Source organism: Chelativorans petroleitrophicus, assembly GCF_025398195.1.
Lineage (GTDB): Bacteria > Pseudomonadota > Alphaproteobacteria > Rhizobiales > Rhizobiaceae > Chelativorans > Chelativorans petroleitrophicus.
Genome location: NZ_JAODNV010000005.1, coordinates 198,030 through 216,781 on the forward strand (window position 1 = coordinate 198,030; position 18,752 = coordinate 216,781).

Sequence of the window (18,752 nt, forward strand, 5' to 3'; positions counted from 1 at the left end):
CCTTTGGCCTGAATTTGGATCAGCCTGCTCGGCAATTCAATGCTAAACGACACCGGTACAATTAAGGCAACGGTGCAAATTAGCCACGACGCGCGACGGTAGGCAATAGGGCCGCAAAGCCGCTGCCCGGCTGCATCCCTTCCCGCATGAAAAATCCGCGCAGAAAAGGCAGGCTGCTCAGGAGGGCAAGGCCAGTGCTTCTGGCAAGTTGGGCCGGCAGCAGGCCGGAAAGCAGCGAGGCGTTGACGAGGTTCACCGCGCTGGAACGCGCCAGAATGTCGGGCCTGCGACGCATGTCATAACGAAGCAGCGCCGCCGGCGAGCCCGGGTCCTGCACATGGGCGCGGATGACCTTCGCCAAGTCCATCACGTCGCGCAGGCCGAGATTGAGCCCTTGCGCCGTAATCGGCGGGAAGACATGCGCCGCCTCGCCCACGAGCGCGATGCGCCGGGCGGCGAAGCGCGCCGGTAGGGCGGAGGAAAGCGGGTAGACTTGCCGCCCCGGCTCGACCGTTACCTTGCCAAGGAAGGACTGTATGCGCGCTTCGAGGCGCTTGGACAGGACATCATCGTCAAGTACGGACAATTCCTCCGCCTGCCGGGGGCGCAGGACCCAGACGAGGCTGGAGCGGAAACCGCCCGGCAACGGAACCTGCGTGCAGGGGCCGCTTTCGGTGTGAAATTCGGTCGAGGTAAAGTCGTGATGGCGCTGATGGGCGAAGTTAAGCACCAGTGCGCGTTGCGGCAGGCGGTGTGTGGTCACGGAAATACCGGCCGCTTTTCGCGCGGGCGAGTTGCGCCCATCGGCGGCAACCGCCAGAGCAGCACGCACCACCGTTCCGTCGGCCAGCCTGGCCTCGACGCCGTTGGCTTCGGGACGCCACTCCTCGACCATGGTCTCATGCCAGACAATATCGCCCCGGGCGCGAACGGCGTCAGCCAGTGCTGCGTTCAGCACCGCGTTGGGAATATTGACGCCGAAATAGTCTTCGCCGATTTCGGCTGCCCTGAAGGTGACCGCCGGGCTGCGGATAAGCCGCGCTGTTGCATCGACGATGCGCATGGTGGCAAGCGGCGCGGCCGCGTCCGGGCCCAGCGCCCGCCCGAGGCCGAGCCGTTCCAGAAACGCGACCGCGGGCCGCATCAATGCGGTGGTGCGCTTGTCGCTGGTGGAAGGCGGGGGACCGGCAAGGACGGTGCGGACACCAGCCCCGGCAAGCGCTAGCGCTGCGGAGAGGCCGGCTGGGCCGGTTCCGGCAACAAGGATCGTCGCCCTGCCGTTTTCTTCGCTCGCCATCGTCTCAACCTGTTCGCAATCCGGCACATATCGCAGTCGGTCCCATGGTTCAATGTCGGCGGGCGCGGCAAAGGGTTGCGGAGCACCGCACTCGGGGGATCTTGTTTTCCACACCCTTCGCCTGTTTATGCTGTCTGAGCCGCGCGGTCGTGATAATGACGCGCGAAAAGAACCAGAAGAGGAAGGTAATGAGGGGGAAGGTGGAGTTTGGCGAGGCGATGGAAGGGCGCTCCGGTTCGGGCCGCCACAGGGTGCTCCTTTCGTGAACCCGCCCAGCGGAAGCGCTTTTATGAAAAGAAAAAAGGTTACGGCCCCTCAGGCAAAGGCCTTCTCGGTCCATCTGCTGACCGCATCCGGCTCTTTCCTGGCTTTCCTTTCGCTGGTCGCCGCAAGCGAGGAACGCTGGACGGCCATGTTCTGGTGGCTGGGGCTTGCCCTGCTGGTGGACGGCATTGACGGGCCCATCGCCAGGAAGCTCGAGGTGAAGCATGTGCTGCCGACCTGGTCGGGCGACACGCTGGACAACATCATCGACTATGTGACCTACGTGCTGATCCCCGCTTTCGCCCTCTATCAGAGCGGCTTCATGGGCGAGGGGCTGTCGTTCCTGTCGGCGGCCATCATCGTGGTGTCGAGCGCCATCTATTACGCCGACACGGGTATGAAGACGGCGGAGAACTTCTTCAAAGGCTTCCCGGTCGTCTGGAACATGATCGTCTTCACCCTGTTTGTCATCAGTCCCGGCGAATATGTCTCCTTTGCAGTGGTCGTGATCTCGGCCGTGCTGACATTCACACCGCTCCACTTTCTGCATCCCGTGCGCGTGAAACGGCTGCGGCCGCTTAATCTCGGTATTTTCCTGGCCTGGTGCGCCTTCGGGCTCGTGGCCCTTCTGCAGGGCCTTGAAGCGCATGCCGCCGTAAAGGCGGGCGTTGGCGTGACGGGACTCTATCTCTACTGCATCGGCGCAATCATGCAGGCGATGCCGCAACTGGGGAGAAGGGCTGGATGACGAAGGCAATTCGCGTACACGAAGCTGGCGGTCCCGAGGCTTTGCGTCTGGAGGACGCCGATCCGGGCAGACCGGGCAGGGGCGAGGCACTGATCGAGCACAAGGCGATCGGCCTCAACTTCATCGATGTCTACCAGCGCAAAGGTCTCTACTCGCTGCAGACGCCTTTCATCCCGGGCGCGGAAGCGGCAGGCGTCGTGCTCGACGTGGGGGAGGGCGTCGAGGGGCTGAAGCCGGGCGACCGCGTTGCCTATTGTGTGGCTGGCGGCGGCGCTTATGCGGAGCGTCGGGTGATCGCGGCCGACCGTCTGGTGCGCGTGCCGGACGCCATTTCGGACGAACAGGCCGCCGGCATGATGCTGAAGGGCATGACGGTGTGGTATCTCCTGCGCCGGACCTACCCCGTCAAGCCGGGCGATACGATTCTTTGCCACGCGGCCGCGGGTGGCGTCGGGCTCATCCTCGGCCAGTGGGCCAAACATCTGGGCGCGACGGTGATCGGCACGGCAAGCTCTCAGGAAAAGATCGAGCTTGCTCGTGCTCACGGCTTCGATCACGTGATCGACTACACGAAGCAGGATTTCGTCGCGGCCGTACGCGAGCTGACGGAAGGCCGACTATGCAACGTCGTCTATGACTCCGTCGGCAAGGACACGTTCCCGGGCTCTCTCGATTGTCTGAGGCCGCTCGGCATGTTCGTGAGCTTCGGCCAGTCTTCCGGCCTGGTGCCGCCTTTCAACATCAGTCTACTGTCCCAGAAAGGGTCGCTTTTCGCAACGCGGCCCATTCTTTTCACCTACATCGCGGCACGCAGCGACCTTGAAGAAGCAGCACGCGAACTTTTCGCCATGGTCCAATCGGGAGTGGTGAAGATCGTGATCAACCAGCGCTATCCACTGTCGGAAGCGGCACGAGCGCACCAGGATCTGGAAGGGCGGAAGACCACCGGCACGACGGTGCTTATCCCGTAGGGTATTCCACACAAAATCTGTTGCATCGCAAAACCGCGCGCCTACGATGGCGAGGAAGAACACAGAAGAACGGCGCTGAAATGGGAGGTGTCGTGGACTCAACGGGCGACGCGGCGGCCGAGCCGCTGCTGGAGGTACGGGGGCTGTCGAAGATTTTCGGTACCCTCAAAGCCTGCGATTCCATCGATCTTGAAATCCGGCGCGGTGAAATCCACGCCCTCTTGGGCGAGAACGGCGCGGGCAAGTCCACACTGGTCAAGATGCTGTTCGGCGCGCTGGAGCCGACCGCCGGAACGATCCGCTGGAAAGGTCAGGAGGTGGCCATCCGCAGCCCCGGGGAAGCTCGCCGCCTCGGCATCGGCATGGTGTTCCAGCACTTCTCCCTCTTCGATGCGCTGACGGCGGCGGAAAATATCATCCTCTCGCTGGACGATCCTGCTCCCGTCAGCGCCGTGGCTGCCCGCGCGCGGGAGCTCTCGCGCGCCTACGGGCTGCCGCTTGATCCGCAGGCCCATGTGGGCGATCTTTCGGTGGGCGAGCGCCAGCGCATCGAGATCATCCGCTGCCTTCTGCAGGACCCCGAGCTCATCATTCTGGACGAGCCGACCTCGGTGCTGACACCGCAGGAAGCCGACAAGCTCTTCGATACCCTGGAGACGCTGCGGTCCGAGGGCCGCTCCATCCTCTACATCTCCCACCGGCTGGAGGAGGTGAAGCGCCTTTGCGACCGCGCCACCGTGCTTCGCGGGGGCCGTGTGGTTGGGCATTCCGATCCGCGCCGCGAAACGGCCGCTTCGCTCGCACGCATGATGGTGGGCGGTGATGTGCCGGTCGTGGTGCGCGACAAGCCCGCAGCCACGCGGGAGGCGCTGCTGGAAGTACGCGGCCTCAATCGCAAGGCCGGGCATCCCTTCGCCGTGTCCCTGTCGGAAATCGAGCTGACGGTGCACGCGGGCGAGATCCTCGGCGTTGCGGGTGTTGCCGGCAACGGACAGGGCGAGCTTTTCGAGGCGATTTCCGGAGAGGCGCTGCAGGAAAGTGCTGATACCGTGCGGATCTGCGGTCACGCTGCCGGGCGGCATGACATCACCGGCCGACGGCTTATGGGCGCGGCCTTCGTGCCTGAGGAACGGCTCGGCCATGCGGCGGCCCCGTTCATGACCTTGACGCAGAACCTGCTTCTTTCGCGCTACCGGACCGATGCGCGCGCCTTCCTTGGCCGCCTCGGCATCATCCGCAACGCGGTGGTGGCCAGCGCCGCCAAGCGGGTCTCCACCGCGATGGACGTGCGCAAGGGCAGCGAGGACCCGGAGGCGACAGCGCTTTCGGGCGGAAATCTGCAGAAATTCGTCATTGGTCGCGAGCTCGACCGTCAGCCGCGCGTTCTGGTGGTCAATCAGCCCACCTGGGGCGTCGATGCGGGGGCGGCGGCGCGGATTCGCCAGGCGCTTGTCGATCTCGCCAAGGGCGGCTCGGCCGTGCTCGTCATCAGTCAGGATCTCGATGAATTGTTTGAAATCTGCGATGCCATAGCCGTCATGCACGGCGGAAGACTTTCTACGCCCGTCCCCATTGCCGAGGCGACATATGAGAAGATAGGCCTGCTCATGGGTGGCGCGCGCCCTGAGGCCACCTCCGGGCTTCCGCTGGAGGAGACGGTGTGATGCGCATCGAGCTCGTCAAACGGCCGCAACGCTCGGCGCTTTTCAGTATGCTTTCGCCCTTCATTGCGCTGGGGCTTACCCTCGTCGCGGGTGCCGCCCTGTTTCTCGCGCTAGGCAAGAACCCGGGCGAGGCGCTCTACTACTATTTCGTCGATCCCCTGCACGAGACCTGGTCGCTGCATGAGCTGGCGGTAAAGGCGGCACCCCTCATACTGATCGCCGTCGGGCTTTCGGTCTGCTTCCGCTCCAACAACTGGAACATCGGCGCGGAAGGGCAGTTCATCATCGGCGCCATGGCGGGTTCCATTCTGCCTGTGATGTTCCCGGATTTCCAATCCTGGGTGGTCCTCCCCCTGATGCTGCTGTTGGGTGTCGCCGGCGGAGCGGCCTATGCGTCAATCCCCGCGGTGCTTAAGGCGCGCTTCAACACCAGCGAAATTCTCACCAGCCTGATGCTCGTCTATGTGGCGCAGCTCTTCCTCGACTGGATGGTTCGCGGCCCGTGGCGCAACCCGGCCGGCTTCAACTTTCCCGAGACGCGCACCTTCCACGCCTTCGCCACCCTGCCTGAGATCTGGCCGGCGTCGGGCAGGGCGCATTGGGGCTTCATCTTCGCGCTTCTCGCGGCCCTCGTCCTGTGGTTCGTGATGACGCGCACGCTGAAGGGCTTTGAAATCCGCCTTCTGGGACAAAGCCCGCGGGCAGGGCGTTTCGCGGGCTTCTCCCGGGAGAAGATGGTTCTGTTCAGTTTCCTGGTTTCAGGCGGGCTCGCCGGGCTTGCTGGCATATGCGAGGTTTCCGGCGCCATCGGTCAGTTGCGGCCGATCATCTCGCCCGGCTACGGCTTCACCGCCATCATCATCGCCTTTCTCGGCCGGCTCAACCCGCTCGGCATTGTGGCGGCGGGCCTCGTGCTGGCGCTCACCTATCTGGGCGGCGAGGCGGCACAGATATCCGTCGGCCTGTCCGACAAAGTGGCACGGGTCTTCCAGGGAATGATCCTGTTTTTCGTGCTCGCCTGCGACACGCTCATACATTACCGCATCCGGCTGGTGGCCGAGCCGGCCGTGCGCGGGGAGGGGGCGCGGGCCGATGTTTGAGGACATTCTCATCACCATCGCCACGGCGGCCACGCCGCTTCTGCTCGCCGCCATTGGCGAACTCGTGACCGAGCGCTCGGGCGTGCTGAATCTCGGTGTCGAGGGCATGATGATCATGGGCGCGGTGACGGGCTTTGCCGTTGCGGTCACCACCGGCTCTCCCTGGCTTGGCGTCTTGGCGGCCATTCTGGTCGGCGCGGCATTCTCCCTGCTTTTCGGCTTCCTGACGCTCACCTTGGTCACCAATCAGGTGGCGACGGGCCTTTCCCTGACGCTGCTCGGCCTCGGCCTCTCGGGCATGATCGGCGAGAGCTTCGTCGGGCGCGCGGGCGTGAAGCTTGCCGCTATCCGCATTCCCTATCTCAGCGACATTCCCTATATCGGACGTCTCATTTTCGGGCAGGATCCGCTGTTCTATGTATCCATCCTGCTTACCGCGGGGGTGGTATGGTTCCTGTTCCGTACGCGCGCGGGCCTCACACTGCGCTCGGTGGGCGACAATCACGCATCCGCCCACGCGCTTGGCATCAGGGTCATCACGATACGCTATTTGGCCGTCATGTTCGGCGGTGCGTGCGCGGGGCTTGCCGGGGCGTATCTGTCACTCGTCTATGTGCCGCAATGGGTGGAGAACATGACTGCGGGCCGCGGCTGGATCGCGCTGGCTCTCGTGGTCTTCGCGTCCTGGCGCCCGTGGCGGCTTCTGGTGGGCGCTTATCTGTTCGGCGCGGTGTCGATCGGCCAGCTTCATACCCAGGCGCTTGGCGTCGGCATCCCTTCTCAGTTCCTCTCCTCGCTTCCCTATCTGGCGACCATCGTCGTCCTCGTCCTGATCTCGCGTAACAGGCGGCTGACGATGATGAACACACCGGCTTCCTTGGGACAGCCATTCGTTCCGGACCGCTGAGTGCAGCAGGGGATGTGGGGAGGAAGCTTGATGCAAAAGAAGCAAACCGAAAGAGGATGATGACATGAAACGACAAATGCTGGCCTTAGCGGCATCCGCATTCCTGGCGCTACCGGGTGCTGCGCTTGCGCAGGACAAGACCAAGGCCTGCTTCATCTATGTGGGGCCCATTGGTGACTTCGGCTGGAGCTATCAGCATCATCAGGGTGTTCTGCAGCTTGAGGAAGAGCTCGGCGACACGGTCGAGACGGCATATCTGGAAAGCGTGCCGGAGGGCGCGGACGCCGAACGCGCCATCGAGCGTTTTGCCCGTTCCGGCTGCGACATCATCTTCACTACCTCCTTCGGTTACATGGACCCCACTAACAAGGTGGCTGGGAGGTTCCCGGACGTGAAGTTCGAGCACGCCACGGGATACAAGCGCGAGCATCCGAACGTTTCAACCTACAATTCGCGCTTCTATGAAGGTCGCTACGTTCAGGGCGTGATCGCGGCGAGCCTTTCCAAGGCCGGCGTTGCAGGCTACATCGCCTCCTTCCCCATTCCCGAGGTGGTGATGGGCATCAACGCCTTCATGCTGGGCGCACAGTCCGTCAACCCGGACTTCAAGGTGAAGATCGTCTGGGCCAACACCTGGTTCGATCCGGGCAAGGAGGCCGACGCGGCCAAGGCGCTGATCGACCAGGGGGTGGACATCATCACCCAGCACACCGACTCGACGGCGCCCATGCAGGTGGCGGCCGAGCGCGGCATCAAGGCGTTCGGACAGGCCTCCGACATGATCGAGTTTGGGCCGGAAACCCAGCTCACCTCGATCGTGGACGACTGGGGCCCGTACTACATCAGGCGTGTGAAAGCCGTGCAGGACGGCACTTGGGAGCAGTCTGACGTTTGGGGCGGCTTTGCCGAGGGCCATGTGGTGATGGCGCCCTACGCGAACATGCCGGACGAGGTGAAGGCGCTGGCAGAGGAGACCGAGGAAAAGATCCGTTCGGGCGAATTCCATCCCTTCACCGGCCCCATCAACAGGCAGGACGGCACGCCCTGGCTTGCCGCCGGCGAGGTGGCCGACGATGCCACCCTTCTCGGCATGAACTTCTATGTCGAGGGCATCGACGACCAGTTGCCGAATTGACGCCTTTCAGGCGGCGGGGAGGGCGGTCCAAAACCGCCCTCCTGTCATCGCTACTGACAGGCTGTTGTCAGTAGGCCCCTGCTAGCATGTCCATATCCGAAAAGAGGAGAGGACGATGCTTAAATTCTATCACGCGCCTTGGTCCCGTTCGTCCACGATCTTCTGGCTTCTGGAGGAGCTGGGCCTGGAATACGAAATGGAACTCGTCGACATACGCGGCGAGGGCGGCGCTCCCGAGGAATACCGGAAGATCCAGCCCAACAAGAAGGTACCGGCCATCGTGCATGACGGGAAGGTTGTCACCGAAAGGGCGGCAATCACCATCTATCTGGGCGACGTATTCCCCGAGAAGGGTTTAGCGCCCGCCATCGGAGACCCGGATCGGGCGGCCTACATCAGCACGCTCGTCTATCACGACGCGGTGTTCGATCCCGTCGTCTGCGCGAAGGTGAAGGGCCTCAGCTACGTCAGCAACGATTATCCCTTCGGCCTTTACGAGGATATGGTCGCCTATCTGGAGCGCAAGCTTTCGGAGAATCCCTGGGCAGCGGGCGAGCGCTTCACGCTTGCCGACGTGATCCTGGGGGGCGGCATCAACTACGTGATGAATGTGCTGAAAGCCCTGCCCGAACGGCCCGTTTTCCGCGACTATGTCGCACGGACGACCGACCGCCCGGCGTTCAGACTGACCGCCGAGCGGGACGCGGCAATGGCTGCGGAGATTCCGACCCTCCAGAAGATCATGGCGGGACGGGCGTAGAGGTAGCTAGACGCCTTTACGAGCCTTTTCCGCCAGATCCGCGATGTAGCGCGGCAGCACGAAAGCCGCCTGATGGAGAGCGGGCGTGTAGTAGCGGGTTTCCATCCCCGCCGCCCGCTCCTCGAGCGTTTTCTGGTCCACCTGAAGCGCCTGCTCGCTGTCGCTTGCCCAGCCGAGCGTCATGAACCCGCCGAAATAGGTCGGCACGGCCACCACATAGGGCCGGGCGACCGGAAACACGGAGGCCAGTGCGCCGAAACCTGCCACGAATTCGTTCTTTTGCAGGAACGGAACGCTGTTCTGGGTGACGGCAATGCCGCCCGGCTTCAGGATGCGCTTCAGATTGCCATAGAATTCGCGCGTGAAAAGCACCGCACCCGGCCCTGCCGGGTCCGTGGAATCCACAAGCACCACGTCGAAGCGACGGTCCGTCTCCCTGGCAAAGGCGGAGCCGTCGCCGATCTCCACAGAAAAGCGCGGATCGTCAAAGACGGGTGCGTTGAATTCACCGAAGTGTTGGCGCGCGAAATCTACGACCGAGGCGTCGATTTCCACCTGCGTCAGCGATTTCACCCGGCGATGCTTCAGCACCTCCTCGGCAAGCCCGCAATCCCCGCCGCCGATGATGAGAACATCGGCGGGATCGCCATGAGCCATCAGGGGCACATGCGCCATCATCTCGTGATACATGAACTCGTCGGCGCTGGTGACCTGCACCGCGCCGTCGAGCAGCAGCACCTTGCCGAAACGGCGATTGCGGATGAGCTGCAGGCGCTGATGACCGGTTGCCTCCTCGTGGAGTACCTCTTCCACCGCGAACGAAAGCTGTACGCCGTCGTGCAGTGTCTCCGTAACGGTCTTCTTCACGCCCCTTGCCCTCGCAGAAGCTCCTTCACCTCTATGCGCCCCGGCCGGAAGGCCGCTTTCAGCACGTCCACGCAGCGCCTGGGCTGCGCCTTGCCGCACATGAAGACGTCGAGCGCCGCATAGGCGCGCTCGGGCCAGGAGTGAATGGAAATGTGGCTTTCGGCCAGCACCGCGACCCCGCTCACCCCCCCATTGGGCTCAAAGGGATGAAGGTGGATGTGCAGAAGCGTGGCACCCGCCGCCCGAACGCATTCGATCAGCGTTCGCTCGATAAAGGGCAGATCGTCGAGCCGCTCCGCATCGAACAGATCGATGATCAGATGCTCGCCGGCGCACACGACGCCGTCCCTTTCTATAAAGTGATCGTTGCACTCCGGCACATAAGGCCGCGTTGTAACCTCTTCTTCCGTTTGGGCGGTGTTCAGACGCGCTGAATCCATCCCCAATTGGAAAAGGGCGTCGTCAACCATGGCGTCCTCTCCAACCAGCAGATGTGGCGTTTCTTTTCAGAAGAGCGACCTATATAGTTATGTTTGCCGCGTTGACAACAGGCTGAAGGCCGCCAGGCCGAGATTCTTTTGGCCGCTCTCCGCCTAATCGTCCTCCGCCCTCACGATAATGGGGCGATAGACAACTCTGGGCTCCAGCCAATGGTCCATGGCGATCATTCTGGCCCGGCGTTCCGCTCTCCGATCAAGCTCGATTCGCTGCAGGCATTCGGCAAAGCCGGTGGTTCCCGGACGGAAGCCATAGGAGCGGCATTCCTCCTCGTCCATGGCGCGCTGCTGCTCGGGCGTGATCGTCGCACATCCGGCGACCAACGTCAGAAGGCCAATGGCAGCGGCAAGACGAAGCGGCGACATGCGAGCTACTCCAGGCTTTGTCCTGCCCATTAGAGTCTGAGCGCTCCATTGCGTCAATGTGGCAGGGAAGCTAAGCGGCGGCAAGCCGGCTTCTTATAGGCAAGCTATTTTATCATTTTAAATCAAGCACTTATGGTGAGCGCGCTGGGATTCGAACCCAGGACCTACTGATTAAAAGTCAGTTGCTCTACCGGCTGAGCTACGCGCTCGCCTGCGCAAAATGGGCCGGCGAAATTGCGGCGGAACATAGTCAGCCGCCTCCCGGCGGTCAACCGCAAAAGCCGTCGCGATGTGCCCAGAAATACCGGAAGACCATCACGGTGAAGCAATATGCGGTAGAGCGGTTGTGCGGCAGCGGTGGTGCTGTGCATGTTCGCAGCTCGTAAAAAATCTGTGATGTGCATCTGACCGCAATGTTTGTGATGTGCACGGGAGCGCAGTGCACGCTGCGGCGGTATGCCACGAGATGGTGATTGGAGAGGGCAGGGGCATACGGCTATATGCCGCCTGAAAGTCGTCAATCAGGAGCCTGAAGCAAAGCATGGCGATCGATATCGGCTACACCAGCGCGCTTTTCGCGGGGGCGCTCTCCTTCCTTTCGCCCTGCGTGCTGCCCTTGGTGCCGCCCTATCTGTGCTACATGGCGGGCGTCTCGGTGGAGGATTTCCGCAAGCCCGATGGAGCACGGAGCACGCGGCTGCCGCTGCTTGCCGCCTCGCTCGCCTTCGTGCTTGGCTTTGCCACCGTCTTCACCGCGCTCGGTGCGGGCGCCTCCACCATTGGCGCGCTGCTGCGTGCATGGCAGCAGGAACTGGCGATCGCGGCAGGGGTGGTCATCATCCTGATGGGCCTCAATTTCCTGGGCGTGATGCGCATACCTCTCCTGTCGCGGGAGGTGCGGTTCCAGGCGGGCGGCCAGCCCGCCAGCCTGACGGCCGCTTACATCATGGGACTCGCTTTCGCCTTCGGCTGGACTCCGTGCATCGGCCCCGTCCTGGGCCCGATTCTCACGCTGGCGGGCGGGCGCGAGACGGTAGGCGAGGGCGCGCTGATGCTCGCCGTCTATTCCGCCGGTCTGGGCATTCCCTTTCTGGTGGCGGCGCTCTTTTCCGGCGCGTTCATGCGTTTCCTGCAGCGTTTCCGCGTGCATCTCGGCCGCGTGGAGAAGGCGATCGGCGGCATGCTGGTTCTGGCCGGCGTGCTTTTCCTGACGGGCGGCATGCAGTCCATGGCCTACTGGCTTCTGGAAACCTTCCCGGCGCTGGGAATGCTGGGCTGAGTAGTCGGGACGGAAGGCCTGACGCATTGACGGCGGCCGCCCCGCTGCCCTACTGCCTTGTTGCCGAACCATCCTGTTGAAGCGGAAGGCGCCCATGAACAAGAAACGCAGCTGTCTCGCCATCATCCTTGCCGCGGGTGAGGGCACCCGGATGAAGAGTTCGCTGCCGAAGGTGCTGCACCCGGTCGGCGGGCTTCCCATGGCTGCCCATGTGATGGCGGCAGCAGATGCTTCCGGTGCCGACGCGCTGGCCCTCGTGGTAGGCAACGGGGCGGAGCAGGTGAGGGCGGCGCTCTCGGAGGTTCCGTTGCGCGGCGCGCCGGCGCCGGAGTTCTTCGTCCAAACGGAGCGGCTTGGCACGGCGCATGCGGTGCTCGCGGCACGCGCGGCCATCGCGCGCGGCTATGACGACGTGCTTGTGGCCTTTGGCGATCATCCGCTGCTCGAGTCGGCGGCCCTCATTGAGGCGCGCGCCAGGCTTGCAGAGGGAGCCGCTGTGGCCGTGCTCGGCTTCCGCCCGTCCGACCCTTCCGGCTATGGCCGGCTGATCGAGAAGGAGGGGCGCCTCGCGGCGATCCGGGAGGAGAAGGACTGCTCGGACGAGGAACGGAAGATCGCCTTCTGCAACAGCGGCATCATGGCCGTCGCCGGCGGCAGCGCCCTGGCGCTGCTCGAGGCCGTCGGCAACGGCAATGCCAAGGGCGAGTACTATCTCACGGACATTGTCGAGATCGCCAACAGCCGGGGCCTGCCTGTGGTCGCCACCGAGATCAGCCCCGAGAGCGCGTTCGGCATCAACAACCGCGCGCAGCTTGCGGAGGCGGAGGCCGTCTGGCAGGCGCGGCGCAGGCGGGAACTGATGCTGGCCGGCGTAACGCTGGTGGACCCGGCGACCGTCTATCTCTCCCACGACACGGAAATCGGACCTGATACGGTGGTGGAGCCTAATGTCTGGTTCGGGCCGGGCGTCCGGGTGGGCAGCGGCGCCCGCATCCATGCTTTTTCGTATCTGGAAGGGGCCACCGTAGAAAGCGGCGCCCTGATCGGCCCCTTCGCGCGACTGCGGCCCGGGGCGGCAATCAAGGAGAAGGCGAAGGTCGGCAATTTCTGCGAGATCAAGAATGCCGAGGTCGGGCCCGGCGCCAAGGTGCCGCATCTGTCCTATATCGGAGATGCCGCGATCGGTGCCGCCGCCAATATCGGGGCGGGAACGGTTACCTGCAATTATGACGGCTACGCCAAGCACCGCACGGAAATCGGCGCAGGCGCCTTCATCGGCACGCATACCTCGCTCGTGGCGCCGATCACGGTCGGCACCGGGGCCTATGTGGCCTCGGGCAGCGTGCTGACGCAGAACGTGCCCGACGATGCGCTGGCCTTCGGCCGCGCGCGGCAGACGACCTATGAGGGCCGAGGAAAAGCTCTGCGCGAAAAGCTTTCGGCGCGCAAGCGGTAAGCAGCCGCTCTGCCGCTTAGCCTTCCCGCTTACGCTCCTCGCTCAGATCGTCGAGCAGGCGGCTCATCTCGTCTTCGATAGAAAACTCTTCCTGGCGGTTCTGCCGTGCGGGTGCTGCCGCGGGAGCGGACGCCTCAGCCGCGGGTCTGACGGTATGCAGCGAGACGTCCTCATTGCGAAGGCGTACGGTCTCCTCCTCTCCCCGGTTGTTCCACGCCGCGACGGATGGAGCGGCCGGCGCGGCCGGCGTCGGCTGCCGCCTCTGAGCCGCGGGCTTTTCAACGGGTAGGCCGGCTTCTGAGCCTGTGCGCACCTGGCTTTCCGCGCGTGGTGCGGGCGCAATCCGGTCGTTCCGCAGGGGCTGCGCCGGGGAAGCGGCTGGCCATGGTTCAGAGCGGGTAAGGGAGGGTTCAGGCCGCGGTGCTGAGGCCGTTTGCGTTCCCGTAATATCGGATGGCTGGGAGCGGCGGACCGGTGCTGCCGGCTGCGGCGCGCGCGCCCGCTCCGCGGCGGGTTGTGCTTCGGAGGCCGCGCGGGCAGGGGCGGCGCCTATGTGCTGTTCCACCACGATATCCGTCGGCCCGCCGATCAGGATGAGGTGCTCCACATCGTCCCGCCGCACAAGCACCAGCCGCCGCTGATTATCGACCGCGGCCGCATCCACCACGGCGAGCCGCGGCGGCCGGTTGCGGCCACCTGCTATGAAGGTGCCCGAGGACAGATTCCGCATCATGCGTACGATGATGAGCACGCCGAGGAGAAGGACGAGCGCGGCGGCGACCCAGAACGCCGCCGAGGCCGAGCTGCCTCCACCAAAATCTCCCAGCCATTCGCCCATTTGCCACTCTCCGATACATCTGTCTGGCTCAAGAGGTTAGACTAGGCATGAGAGGCCGAGGCGGCAAGCCGGAATGAGCCAAACGGGACACAGCGGGGGACGGGACTGTCGGCGATCTTGCGCCGTGACGCGGCCCTGATGTATGCCGAGGAACCTCGGCGCGACAGGCAGGGAACGCATGGCCAGATCTATTGGCGACGGCGAAGTGGAAATGGCGCCCATCGTCAATCAGGGCGCGCGACCCGGCGTCATTACCCGGCTAATCATATTTATACTCGTGCTGACCGGCTCTGCGCTGGTCTTTGTTCTGTTCCAGGACAGGCTCGGCGAGGAATTTCTGCTCGGCATACTGGGCGTGCTGGCGATGATTGGCGTAGGCTATCTGTTCGCCAGCGCCATCGGCTTCATTCAGATCGCGCCGCGCTCCACCGGGGACGAGCTGTCGCGCGCCTTCATCGATTCCATGGGTGAGGGGCTGGTCGTCACCGACGCCAAGGGCCGAATCCTCTATGCCAACCGCGCCTATGCGGAACTGACAGGTGCCGCTTCGGCCACCGACGTCAAGACGGTGGAGGCGCTGCTTTCCGACAATCCCGAAGCGGCTCCCGTCATTGAGCGCGTGGCAGCGGGCTTGCGCGACGGAAAGCCTGGAGACGGCGAGTTCCGCCTGTCGCGGCCGATTCGCCCCGGCGCCGGAACGGGCGCGCGGTGGTATCGCGCCTTGGCGCGCGTCTTCAAGGTTCCGGGCTATCGCCGGCCGCTTTCGGCATGGCTGCTGACCGACATTTCTGACGAACGGGCCGAGCAGGAGCGCTTCTTCCTCGATCTTCAGAAGGCGATCGACCACCTCGATCACGCTCCGGCCGGTTTCTTCGCGGCCGATGCCGACGGGCGCATCACCTATCTCAACGCCACGCTGGCTGAATGGCTGGGCGTGGATCTGGCAAATTTCGTGCCCGGCGCGCTGTCGCTCTCCGATATCGTGGCGGGCGACGGTATGGCGCTGATCCAGGCCGTGAAGGCGGAGCCCGGCACTGTGCGCAACTCCGTTATCGATCTCGATCTTTCCACCGTGCGCGGCGAGGTGCTGCCGGTGCGCTTCATGCACCGGGTGACGGCCACGCGCGAGGGGCAGCGGGGACCGACTCGAACCATCGTCCTGAACCGCACGCTCGGCGAAGATGCATCCGCGGACCTGCGGGCCTCCGAGGTCCGCTTCACCCGGTTCTTCAATTCCACGCCGATGGCCATCGCCAGCGTGGACCATGACGGGCGCATCCTGCGCACGAATGCACCGTTCCTATCGCTGTTTGCCTGCGTGGTCGATCGTGATGCGGTGGACCGGCGCGTGCGCCTCGATACGGTGATGCACGAGCGCGACCGGGAGGCTTTCGCGCTGGCGCTGGAGAAAGCCAAGCAGCATCAGGCCGACATTCCTCCGATCGATACCGTGCTGCCGGGTAACGAGGAACGCCATGTGCGTTTCTACGTCAATGCCGTGGCCGATGCCGGAAGCGGCAGCGATGTGGAAGAGGCGGCGATCGTCTACGCGGTCGATACGACGGAGCAGAAGGCGCTCGAAGCGCAGATGGCGCAGAGCCAGAAAATGCAGGCGGTCGGGCAGCTTGCCGGCGGCATCGCGCACGACTTCAACAATGTGCTGACGGCGATCATCATGGCCTCGGACTTGCTGCTTGCCAACCACCGGCCATCGGACCCGTCCTTCCCGGACATCATGAACATCAAGCAGAACGCCAATCGTGCCGCCTCGCTGGTCCGGCAGCTTCTGGCGTTCTCGCGCAGGCAAACGTTGCGGCCCGAAGTGCTGAACCTGACGGATGTTCTGGCGGACATTCGCATGTTGCTCTCCCGTCTCATGGGCAACGACATCACGCTCGCCATCGAGCACGGCAGGGATCTGTGGCCGGTGAAGGCCGACATCGGCCAGTTCGAGCAGGTGATCGTCAATCTCGCGGTCAATGCGCGCGACGCCATGCCCGACGGCGGCCAGCTCACTGTACGCACCAGGAACGTGCCGACCAGTGAATGTGCGCAATATCCCTATCGCGAGCTGCAGCCGGCCGATTACGTCATGGTCGAGGTTGCCGATACCGGCACCGGTATTCCGCCCGAAACGCTGAAGAAGATCTTCGAGCCGTTCTTCACCACGAAGGAAGTGGGCAAGGGCACGGGCCTTGGCCTTTCCATGGTCTACGGCATCGTCAAGCAGACGGGCGGGTTCATCTTCTGCGATTCCGAGGTCGGCAAGGGAACGACCTTCCGGATATTCCTGCCGCGTCACCTGCCGTCCGCTCAGACGGAAGAGGGGAAGAGCGCCGGGGCGGAGCAGGCGAAGGAGCCCCGCCAGACCACGCGTGACCTTTCAGGCTCCGCACGGGTCTTGCTGGTGGAGGACGAGGATGCCGTGCGCATGGGCAATGTGCGCGCGCTCACCTCGCGCGGCTACGAGGTGCATGAGGCAAGCTCAGGCACCGAAGCACTGGAAATCTTCAAGGCGCTTGATGGCAAGGTCGATATCGTCGTCTCGGATGTTGTGATGCCCGAGATGGATGGGCCGACCCTGCTTGCCGAGCTGCGCAAGATACGGCCTGACGTTAAATTCATCTTCGTTTCCGGCTATGCCGAGGACGCCTTCGCCAAGAACCTGCCTTCTGACGCCAAGTTCGGTTTCCTGCCAAAGCCATTTTCGCTGAAGCAGTTGGCGACAACCGTGAAGGAAATGCTCGAAGAAGACAGCTAAGGCGCCGCGGCGACCTTTGCGGTCTTCCCACAGCAGCGCAGTTCCGGCGGAACTGCGCGGGCGTTGCTGAGAAGTTGACTGGAGAAGAACGCCGCTCCGGTACGCGAGACCTGATCCGGAGCCTGGAGGCGTGTCGCATCCGCCTCGTCCCCTCTTTTAAGCGGATATCCTTACCGCGGAGTTAGCAAGTCATTGAGCAAACCTTAATTCGGAATTTTTTTGAACGCCTTCAAAATATCGAGCTGTCAGGTAGGCGACACGCTTATGGCGGAACAGGCGGCGAGTTATTGGCCGAAATGCAGACGCTTTGCCGCCGGCCAGTCTGCAGCACATGGAATGGATCGCTGTCGCGGTCATAGGGAAGAGAAGATGACGCGCGCCATCATGCTTCAGGGCACGGGTTCCGATGTCGGCAAGACCCTGCTGGTCGCGGGCCTGTGCCGCCTCGCGCGTCGGCGCGGGCTGCAGGTCCGGCCGTTCAAGCCGCAGAACATGTCGAACAACGCCGCTGTTGCCAAAATCCCCGAAACCGGAGGTGACGGCGAGATAGGCCGCGCCCAATGGCTGCAGGCGCTTGCCTGCGGGACGGAGCCCACAGTGCACATGAATCCGGTACTCCTGAAACCTCAGAGCGATACGGCGGCCCAGGTCATCGTTCAGGGAAAGGTGCTTGCGGAGGCGCAGGCGGCCGATTACGGCAGCCTCAGACAGCGCCTCATGGAGGCTGTTATGGATTCCTGGGCGCGGGTAGGCGAGGGGGCCGATCTCGTCGTGGTCGAGGGAGCCGGCTCGCCGGCTGAAATCAATCTGCGCGACCGCGACATCGCGAATATGGGCTTTGCCGTAGCGGCAGGCGTTCCTGTGGTGATGGTCGGCGACATCGACCGGGGCGGCGTGATCGCCGCGCTGGCGGGAACGCACCTCGTCCTGCCAGCGGAGGACCGCGCGATGATAAGGGGCTTCATCATCAACAAATTCCGCGGCGATCTTTCCCTGTTTTCGGGTGGAATCTCCGCGATCCAACGCTTTACAGGCTGGCGCTCCTTCGGCGTTGTGCCTTGGCTTCGCGAAGCCGCGCTTCTGCCCTCGGAGGATTCGGTGATTCTGGAACGCTTGCCCCGTGGCGCGGCGGCGACCCTCAAGATTGCCGTGCCCATGCTGTCGCGGATCGCCAATTTCGACGATCTCGACCCGCTGCGCGCCGAGCCAGGGGTGGATGTCGTCTTCGTGCCGCCCGACCAAAGGCTGCCCGAGGATGCGTCGCTGGTCATTCTGCCCGGCAGTAAATCGACAATCGCGGACCTTGCATTCCTGCGCGCCAATGGCTGGGAGCTGGACCTCATCGAACACCGACGAAGAGGCGGCGCGATCGTGGGCCTGTGCGGGGGATACCAGATGCTCGGCCGCTCGGTCGCTGACCCGCACGGCATTGAAGGCGAGCAGCGCCAAGCGGAGGGATTGGGTTTTCTGGATGTGGAAACCGTCATAACGCCTGAGAAGACCGTGCGGAACGTGAGCGCCATATCCGCCGTGCATCAGGAAGTTCTCACCGGCTACGAGATCCATGCCGGCGAAACATGGGGCCCGGATTGCGCGCGCCCCGTTGCCATTGTGGATGGCCGGACGGAAGGCGCGATGTCAGCCGATGGAAAAGTGTTCGGGACCTATTTGCACGGCCTTTTCAGCGCCGACGGCTTCCGGCGGCGGTTTCTGGCGCAGTTCGGTGTTGTCGCGGGCGAGGCCAGTCATCTGAACCGGATCGAAAGCACGCTCGATGCCCTCGCATGTCACCTTGAACGGCACCTTGATTGCGACGCTCTTCTCGCTGCCGCGCGATAGGGC

The 18,752-nt window shown here is 63.7% G+C and carries 16 protein-coding genes and 1 tRNA gene; 11 read left to right on the plus strand and 6 right to left on the minus strand.

Features of this window, described 5'->3' with window-relative positions:
• Positions 1-79: 79 nt before the first annotated feature.
• Entirely contained in the window at positions 80-1,297 is a 1,218-nt protein-coding gene (locus tag NYR54_RS04375; protein WP_261514331.1) for a UbiH/UbiF family hydroxylase, read from the minus strand.
• Between the two features lie 289 nt (positions 1,298-1,586).
• Between NYR54_RS04375 and pcsA the strand changes: the two genes are divergently transcribed.
• The 7 genes from pcsA (at position 1,587) to NYR54_RS04410 (ending at position 8,846) form a co-directional block, all read left to right on the plus strand.
• Positions 1,587-2,309: a phosphatidylcholine synthase gene (gene pcsA / locus NYR54_RS04380; protein WP_261514332.1), complete on the plus strand. Its 723-nt coding sequence runs from the start codon at positions 1,587-1,589 to the stop codon at positions 2,307-2,309.
• On the plus strand, positions 2,306-3,280 hold the full coding sequence (locus NYR54_RS04385; protein ID WP_261514333.1) for a quinone oxidoreductase family protein: 975 nt from the start codon (positions 2,306-2,308) through the stop codon (positions 3,278-3,280). Before pcsA ends, NYR54_RS04385 begins: the two co-directional genes overlap by 4 nt.
• Positions 3,281-3,360: 80 nt before the next feature.
• Positions 3,361-4,944, plus strand: coding sequence for an ABC transporter ATP-binding protein (locus NYR54_RS04390; RefSeq protein ID WP_261514335.1), 1,584 nt, complete (start codon positions 3,361-3,363; stop codon positions 4,942-4,944).
• Positions 4,941-6,044: an ABC transporter permease gene (locus tag NYR54_RS04395; protein ID WP_261514336.1), complete on the plus strand. Its 1,104-nt coding sequence runs from the start codon at positions 4,941-4,943 to the stop codon at positions 6,042-6,044. Before NYR54_RS04390 ends, NYR54_RS04395 begins: the two co-directional genes overlap by 4 nt.
• A complete protein-coding gene (locus tag NYR54_RS04400; RefSeq protein ID WP_261514338.1) occupies positions 6,037-6,951 on the plus strand; it encodes an ABC transporter permease in 915 nt (304 codons plus the stop codon). The genes NYR54_RS04395 and NYR54_RS04400 overlap by 8 nt, the downstream gene beginning before the upstream one ends.
• Before the next feature lie 64 nt (positions 6,952-7,015).
• A complete protein-coding gene (locus tag NYR54_RS04405) occupies positions 7,016-8,086 on the plus strand; it encodes a BMP family ABC transporter substrate-binding protein (RefSeq protein ID WP_261514339.1) in 1,071 nt (356 codons plus the stop codon).
• 115 nt (positions 8,087-8,201) lie between these two features.
• Positions 8,202-8,846, plus strand: coding sequence for a glutathione S-transferase family protein (locus NYR54_RS04410; RefSeq protein WP_261514341.1), 645 nt, complete (start codon positions 8,202-8,204; stop codon positions 8,844-8,846).
• A 6-nt stretch (positions 8,847-8,852) separates the two neighbouring features.
• Here NYR54_RS04410 and speE read toward each other — a convergent pair whose 3' ends face one another.
• From speE to NYR54_RS04430, 4 genes are all read right to left on the minus strand, one after another.
• A complete protein-coding gene (speE, locus tag NYR54_RS04415; protein WP_261514343.1) occupies positions 8,853-9,713 on the minus strand; it encodes a polyamine aminopropyltransferase in 861 nt (286 codons plus the stop codon).
• On the minus strand, positions 9,710-10,183 hold the full coding sequence (gene speD / locus NYR54_RS04420) for an adenosylmethionine decarboxylase (RefSeq protein ID WP_261514345.1): 474 nt from the start codon (positions 10,181-10,183) through the stop codon (positions 9,710-9,712). Before speD ends, speE begins: the two co-directional genes overlap by 4 nt.
• A gap of 123 nt (positions 10,184-10,306) precedes the next feature.
• Positions 10,307-10,576: a hypothetical protein gene (locus NYR54_RS04425; protein WP_261514347.1), complete on the minus strand. Its 270-nt coding sequence runs from the start codon at positions 10,574-10,576 to the stop codon at positions 10,307-10,309.
• 133 nt (positions 10,577-10,709) lie between these two features.
• Positions 10,710-10,785: transfer RNA gene (locus NYR54_RS04430), tRNA-Lys, on the minus strand.
• 332 nt (positions 10,786-11,117) lie between these two features.
• Here NYR54_RS04430 and NYR54_RS04435 point away from each other — a divergent pair.
• Together NYR54_RS04435 and glmU are read left to right on the plus strand one after the other, a co-directional pair.
• On the plus strand, positions 11,118-11,855 hold the full coding sequence (locus NYR54_RS04435; protein WP_261514348.1) for a cytochrome c biogenesis CcdA family protein: 738 nt from the start codon (positions 11,118-11,120) through the stop codon (positions 11,853-11,855).
• Positions 11,856-11,949: 94 nt separating this feature from the next.
• Positions 11,950-13,311 carry a bifunctional UDP-N-acetylglucosamine diphosphorylase/glucosamine-1-phosphate N-acetyltransferase GlmU gene (gene glmU / locus NYR54_RS04440; RefSeq protein ID WP_261514349.1) on the plus strand — a complete coding sequence of 454 codons (1,362 nt, stop codon included), beginning with the start codon at positions 11,950-11,952 and terminating at the stop codon, positions 13,309-13,311.
• Positions 13,312-13,327: 16 nt separating this feature from the next.
• Here glmU and NYR54_RS04445 read toward each other — a convergent pair whose 3' ends face one another.
• Positions 13,328-14,149 carry a flagellar biosynthetic protein FliO gene (locus tag NYR54_RS04445; RefSeq protein WP_261514351.1) on the minus strand — a complete coding sequence of 274 codons (822 nt, stop codon included), beginning with the start codon at positions 14,147-14,149 and terminating at the stop codon, positions 13,328-13,330.
• A 178-nt stretch (positions 14,150-14,327) separates the two neighbouring features.
• Between NYR54_RS04445 and cckA the strand changes: the two genes are divergently transcribed.
• A complete protein-coding gene (cckA, locus tag NYR54_RS04450; RefSeq protein WP_261514353.1) occupies positions 14,328-16,910 on the plus strand; it encodes a cell cycle histidine kinase CckA in 2,583 nt (860 codons plus the stop codon).
• 369 nt (positions 16,911-17,279) lie between these two features.
• The gene (locus NYR54_RS04455) at positions 17,280-18,749 is read left to right on the plus strand and encodes a cobyric acid synthase (protein WP_261514354.1); all 1,470 of its coding nucleotides are present in this window, start codon (positions 17,280-17,282) and stop codon (positions 18,747-18,749) included.
• The last annotated feature ends 3 nt before the right edge of the window (positions 18,750-18,752 follow it).

Bases quoted from the DNA above. Each gene is read 5' to 3' on its own strand.
- NYR54_RS04435 (WP_261514348.1), top strand. From the start codon at position 11,118: ATGGCGATCGATATCGGCTACACCAGCGCGCTTTTCGCGGGGGCGCTC.
- cckA (WP_261514353.1), top strand. From the start codon at position 14,328: ATGGCCAGATCTATTGGCGACGGCGAAGTGGAAATGGCGCCCATCGTC.
- NYR54_RS04410 (WP_261514341.1), top strand. From the start codon at position 8,202: ATGCTTAAATTCTATCACGCGCCTTGGTCCCGTTCGTCCACGATCTTC.
- NYR54_RS04455 (WP_261514354.1), top strand. From the start codon at position 17,280: ATGACGCGCGCCATCATGCTTCAGGGCACGGGTTCCGATGTCGGCAAG.
- NYR54_RS04385 (WP_261514333.1), top strand. From the start codon at position 2,306: ATGACGAAGGCAATTCGCGTACACGAAGCTGGCGGTCCCGAGGCTTTG.
- pcsA (WP_261514332.1), top strand. From the start codon at position 1,587: ATGAAAAGAAAAAAGGTTACGGCCCCTCAGGCAAAGGCCTTCTCGGTC.
- speD (WP_261514345.1), bottom strand. From the start codon at position 10,183: ATGGTTGACGACGCCCTTTTCCAATTGGGGATGGATTCAGCGCGTCTG.
- NYR54_RS04375 (WP_261514331.1), bottom strand. From the start codon at position 1,297: ATGGCGAGCGAAGAAAACGGCAGGGCGACGATCCTTGTTGCCGGAACC.
- NYR54_RS04425 (WP_261514347.1), bottom strand. From the start codon at position 10,576: ATGTCGCCGCTTCGTCTTGCCGCTGCCATTGGCCTTCTGACGTTGGTC.
- NYR54_RS04400 (WP_261514338.1), top strand. From the start codon at position 6,037: ATGTTTGAGGACATTCTCATCACCATCGCCACGGCGGCCACGCCGCTT.
- NYR54_RS04445 (WP_261514351.1), bottom strand. From the start codon at position 14,149: ATGGGCGAATGGCTGGGAGATTTTGGTGGAGGCAGCTCGGCCTCGGCG.
- NYR54_RS04405 (WP_261514339.1), top strand. From the start codon at position 7,016: ATGAAACGACAAATGCTGGCCTTAGCGGCATCCGCATTCCTGGCGCTA.
- NYR54_RS04390 (WP_261514335.1), top strand. From the start codon at position 3,361: ATGGGAGGTGTCGTGGACTCAACGGGCGACGCGGCGGCCGAGCCGCTG.
- glmU (WP_261514349.1), top strand. From the start codon at position 11,950: ATGAACAAGAAACGCAGCTGTCTCGCCATCATCCTTGCCGCGGGTGAG.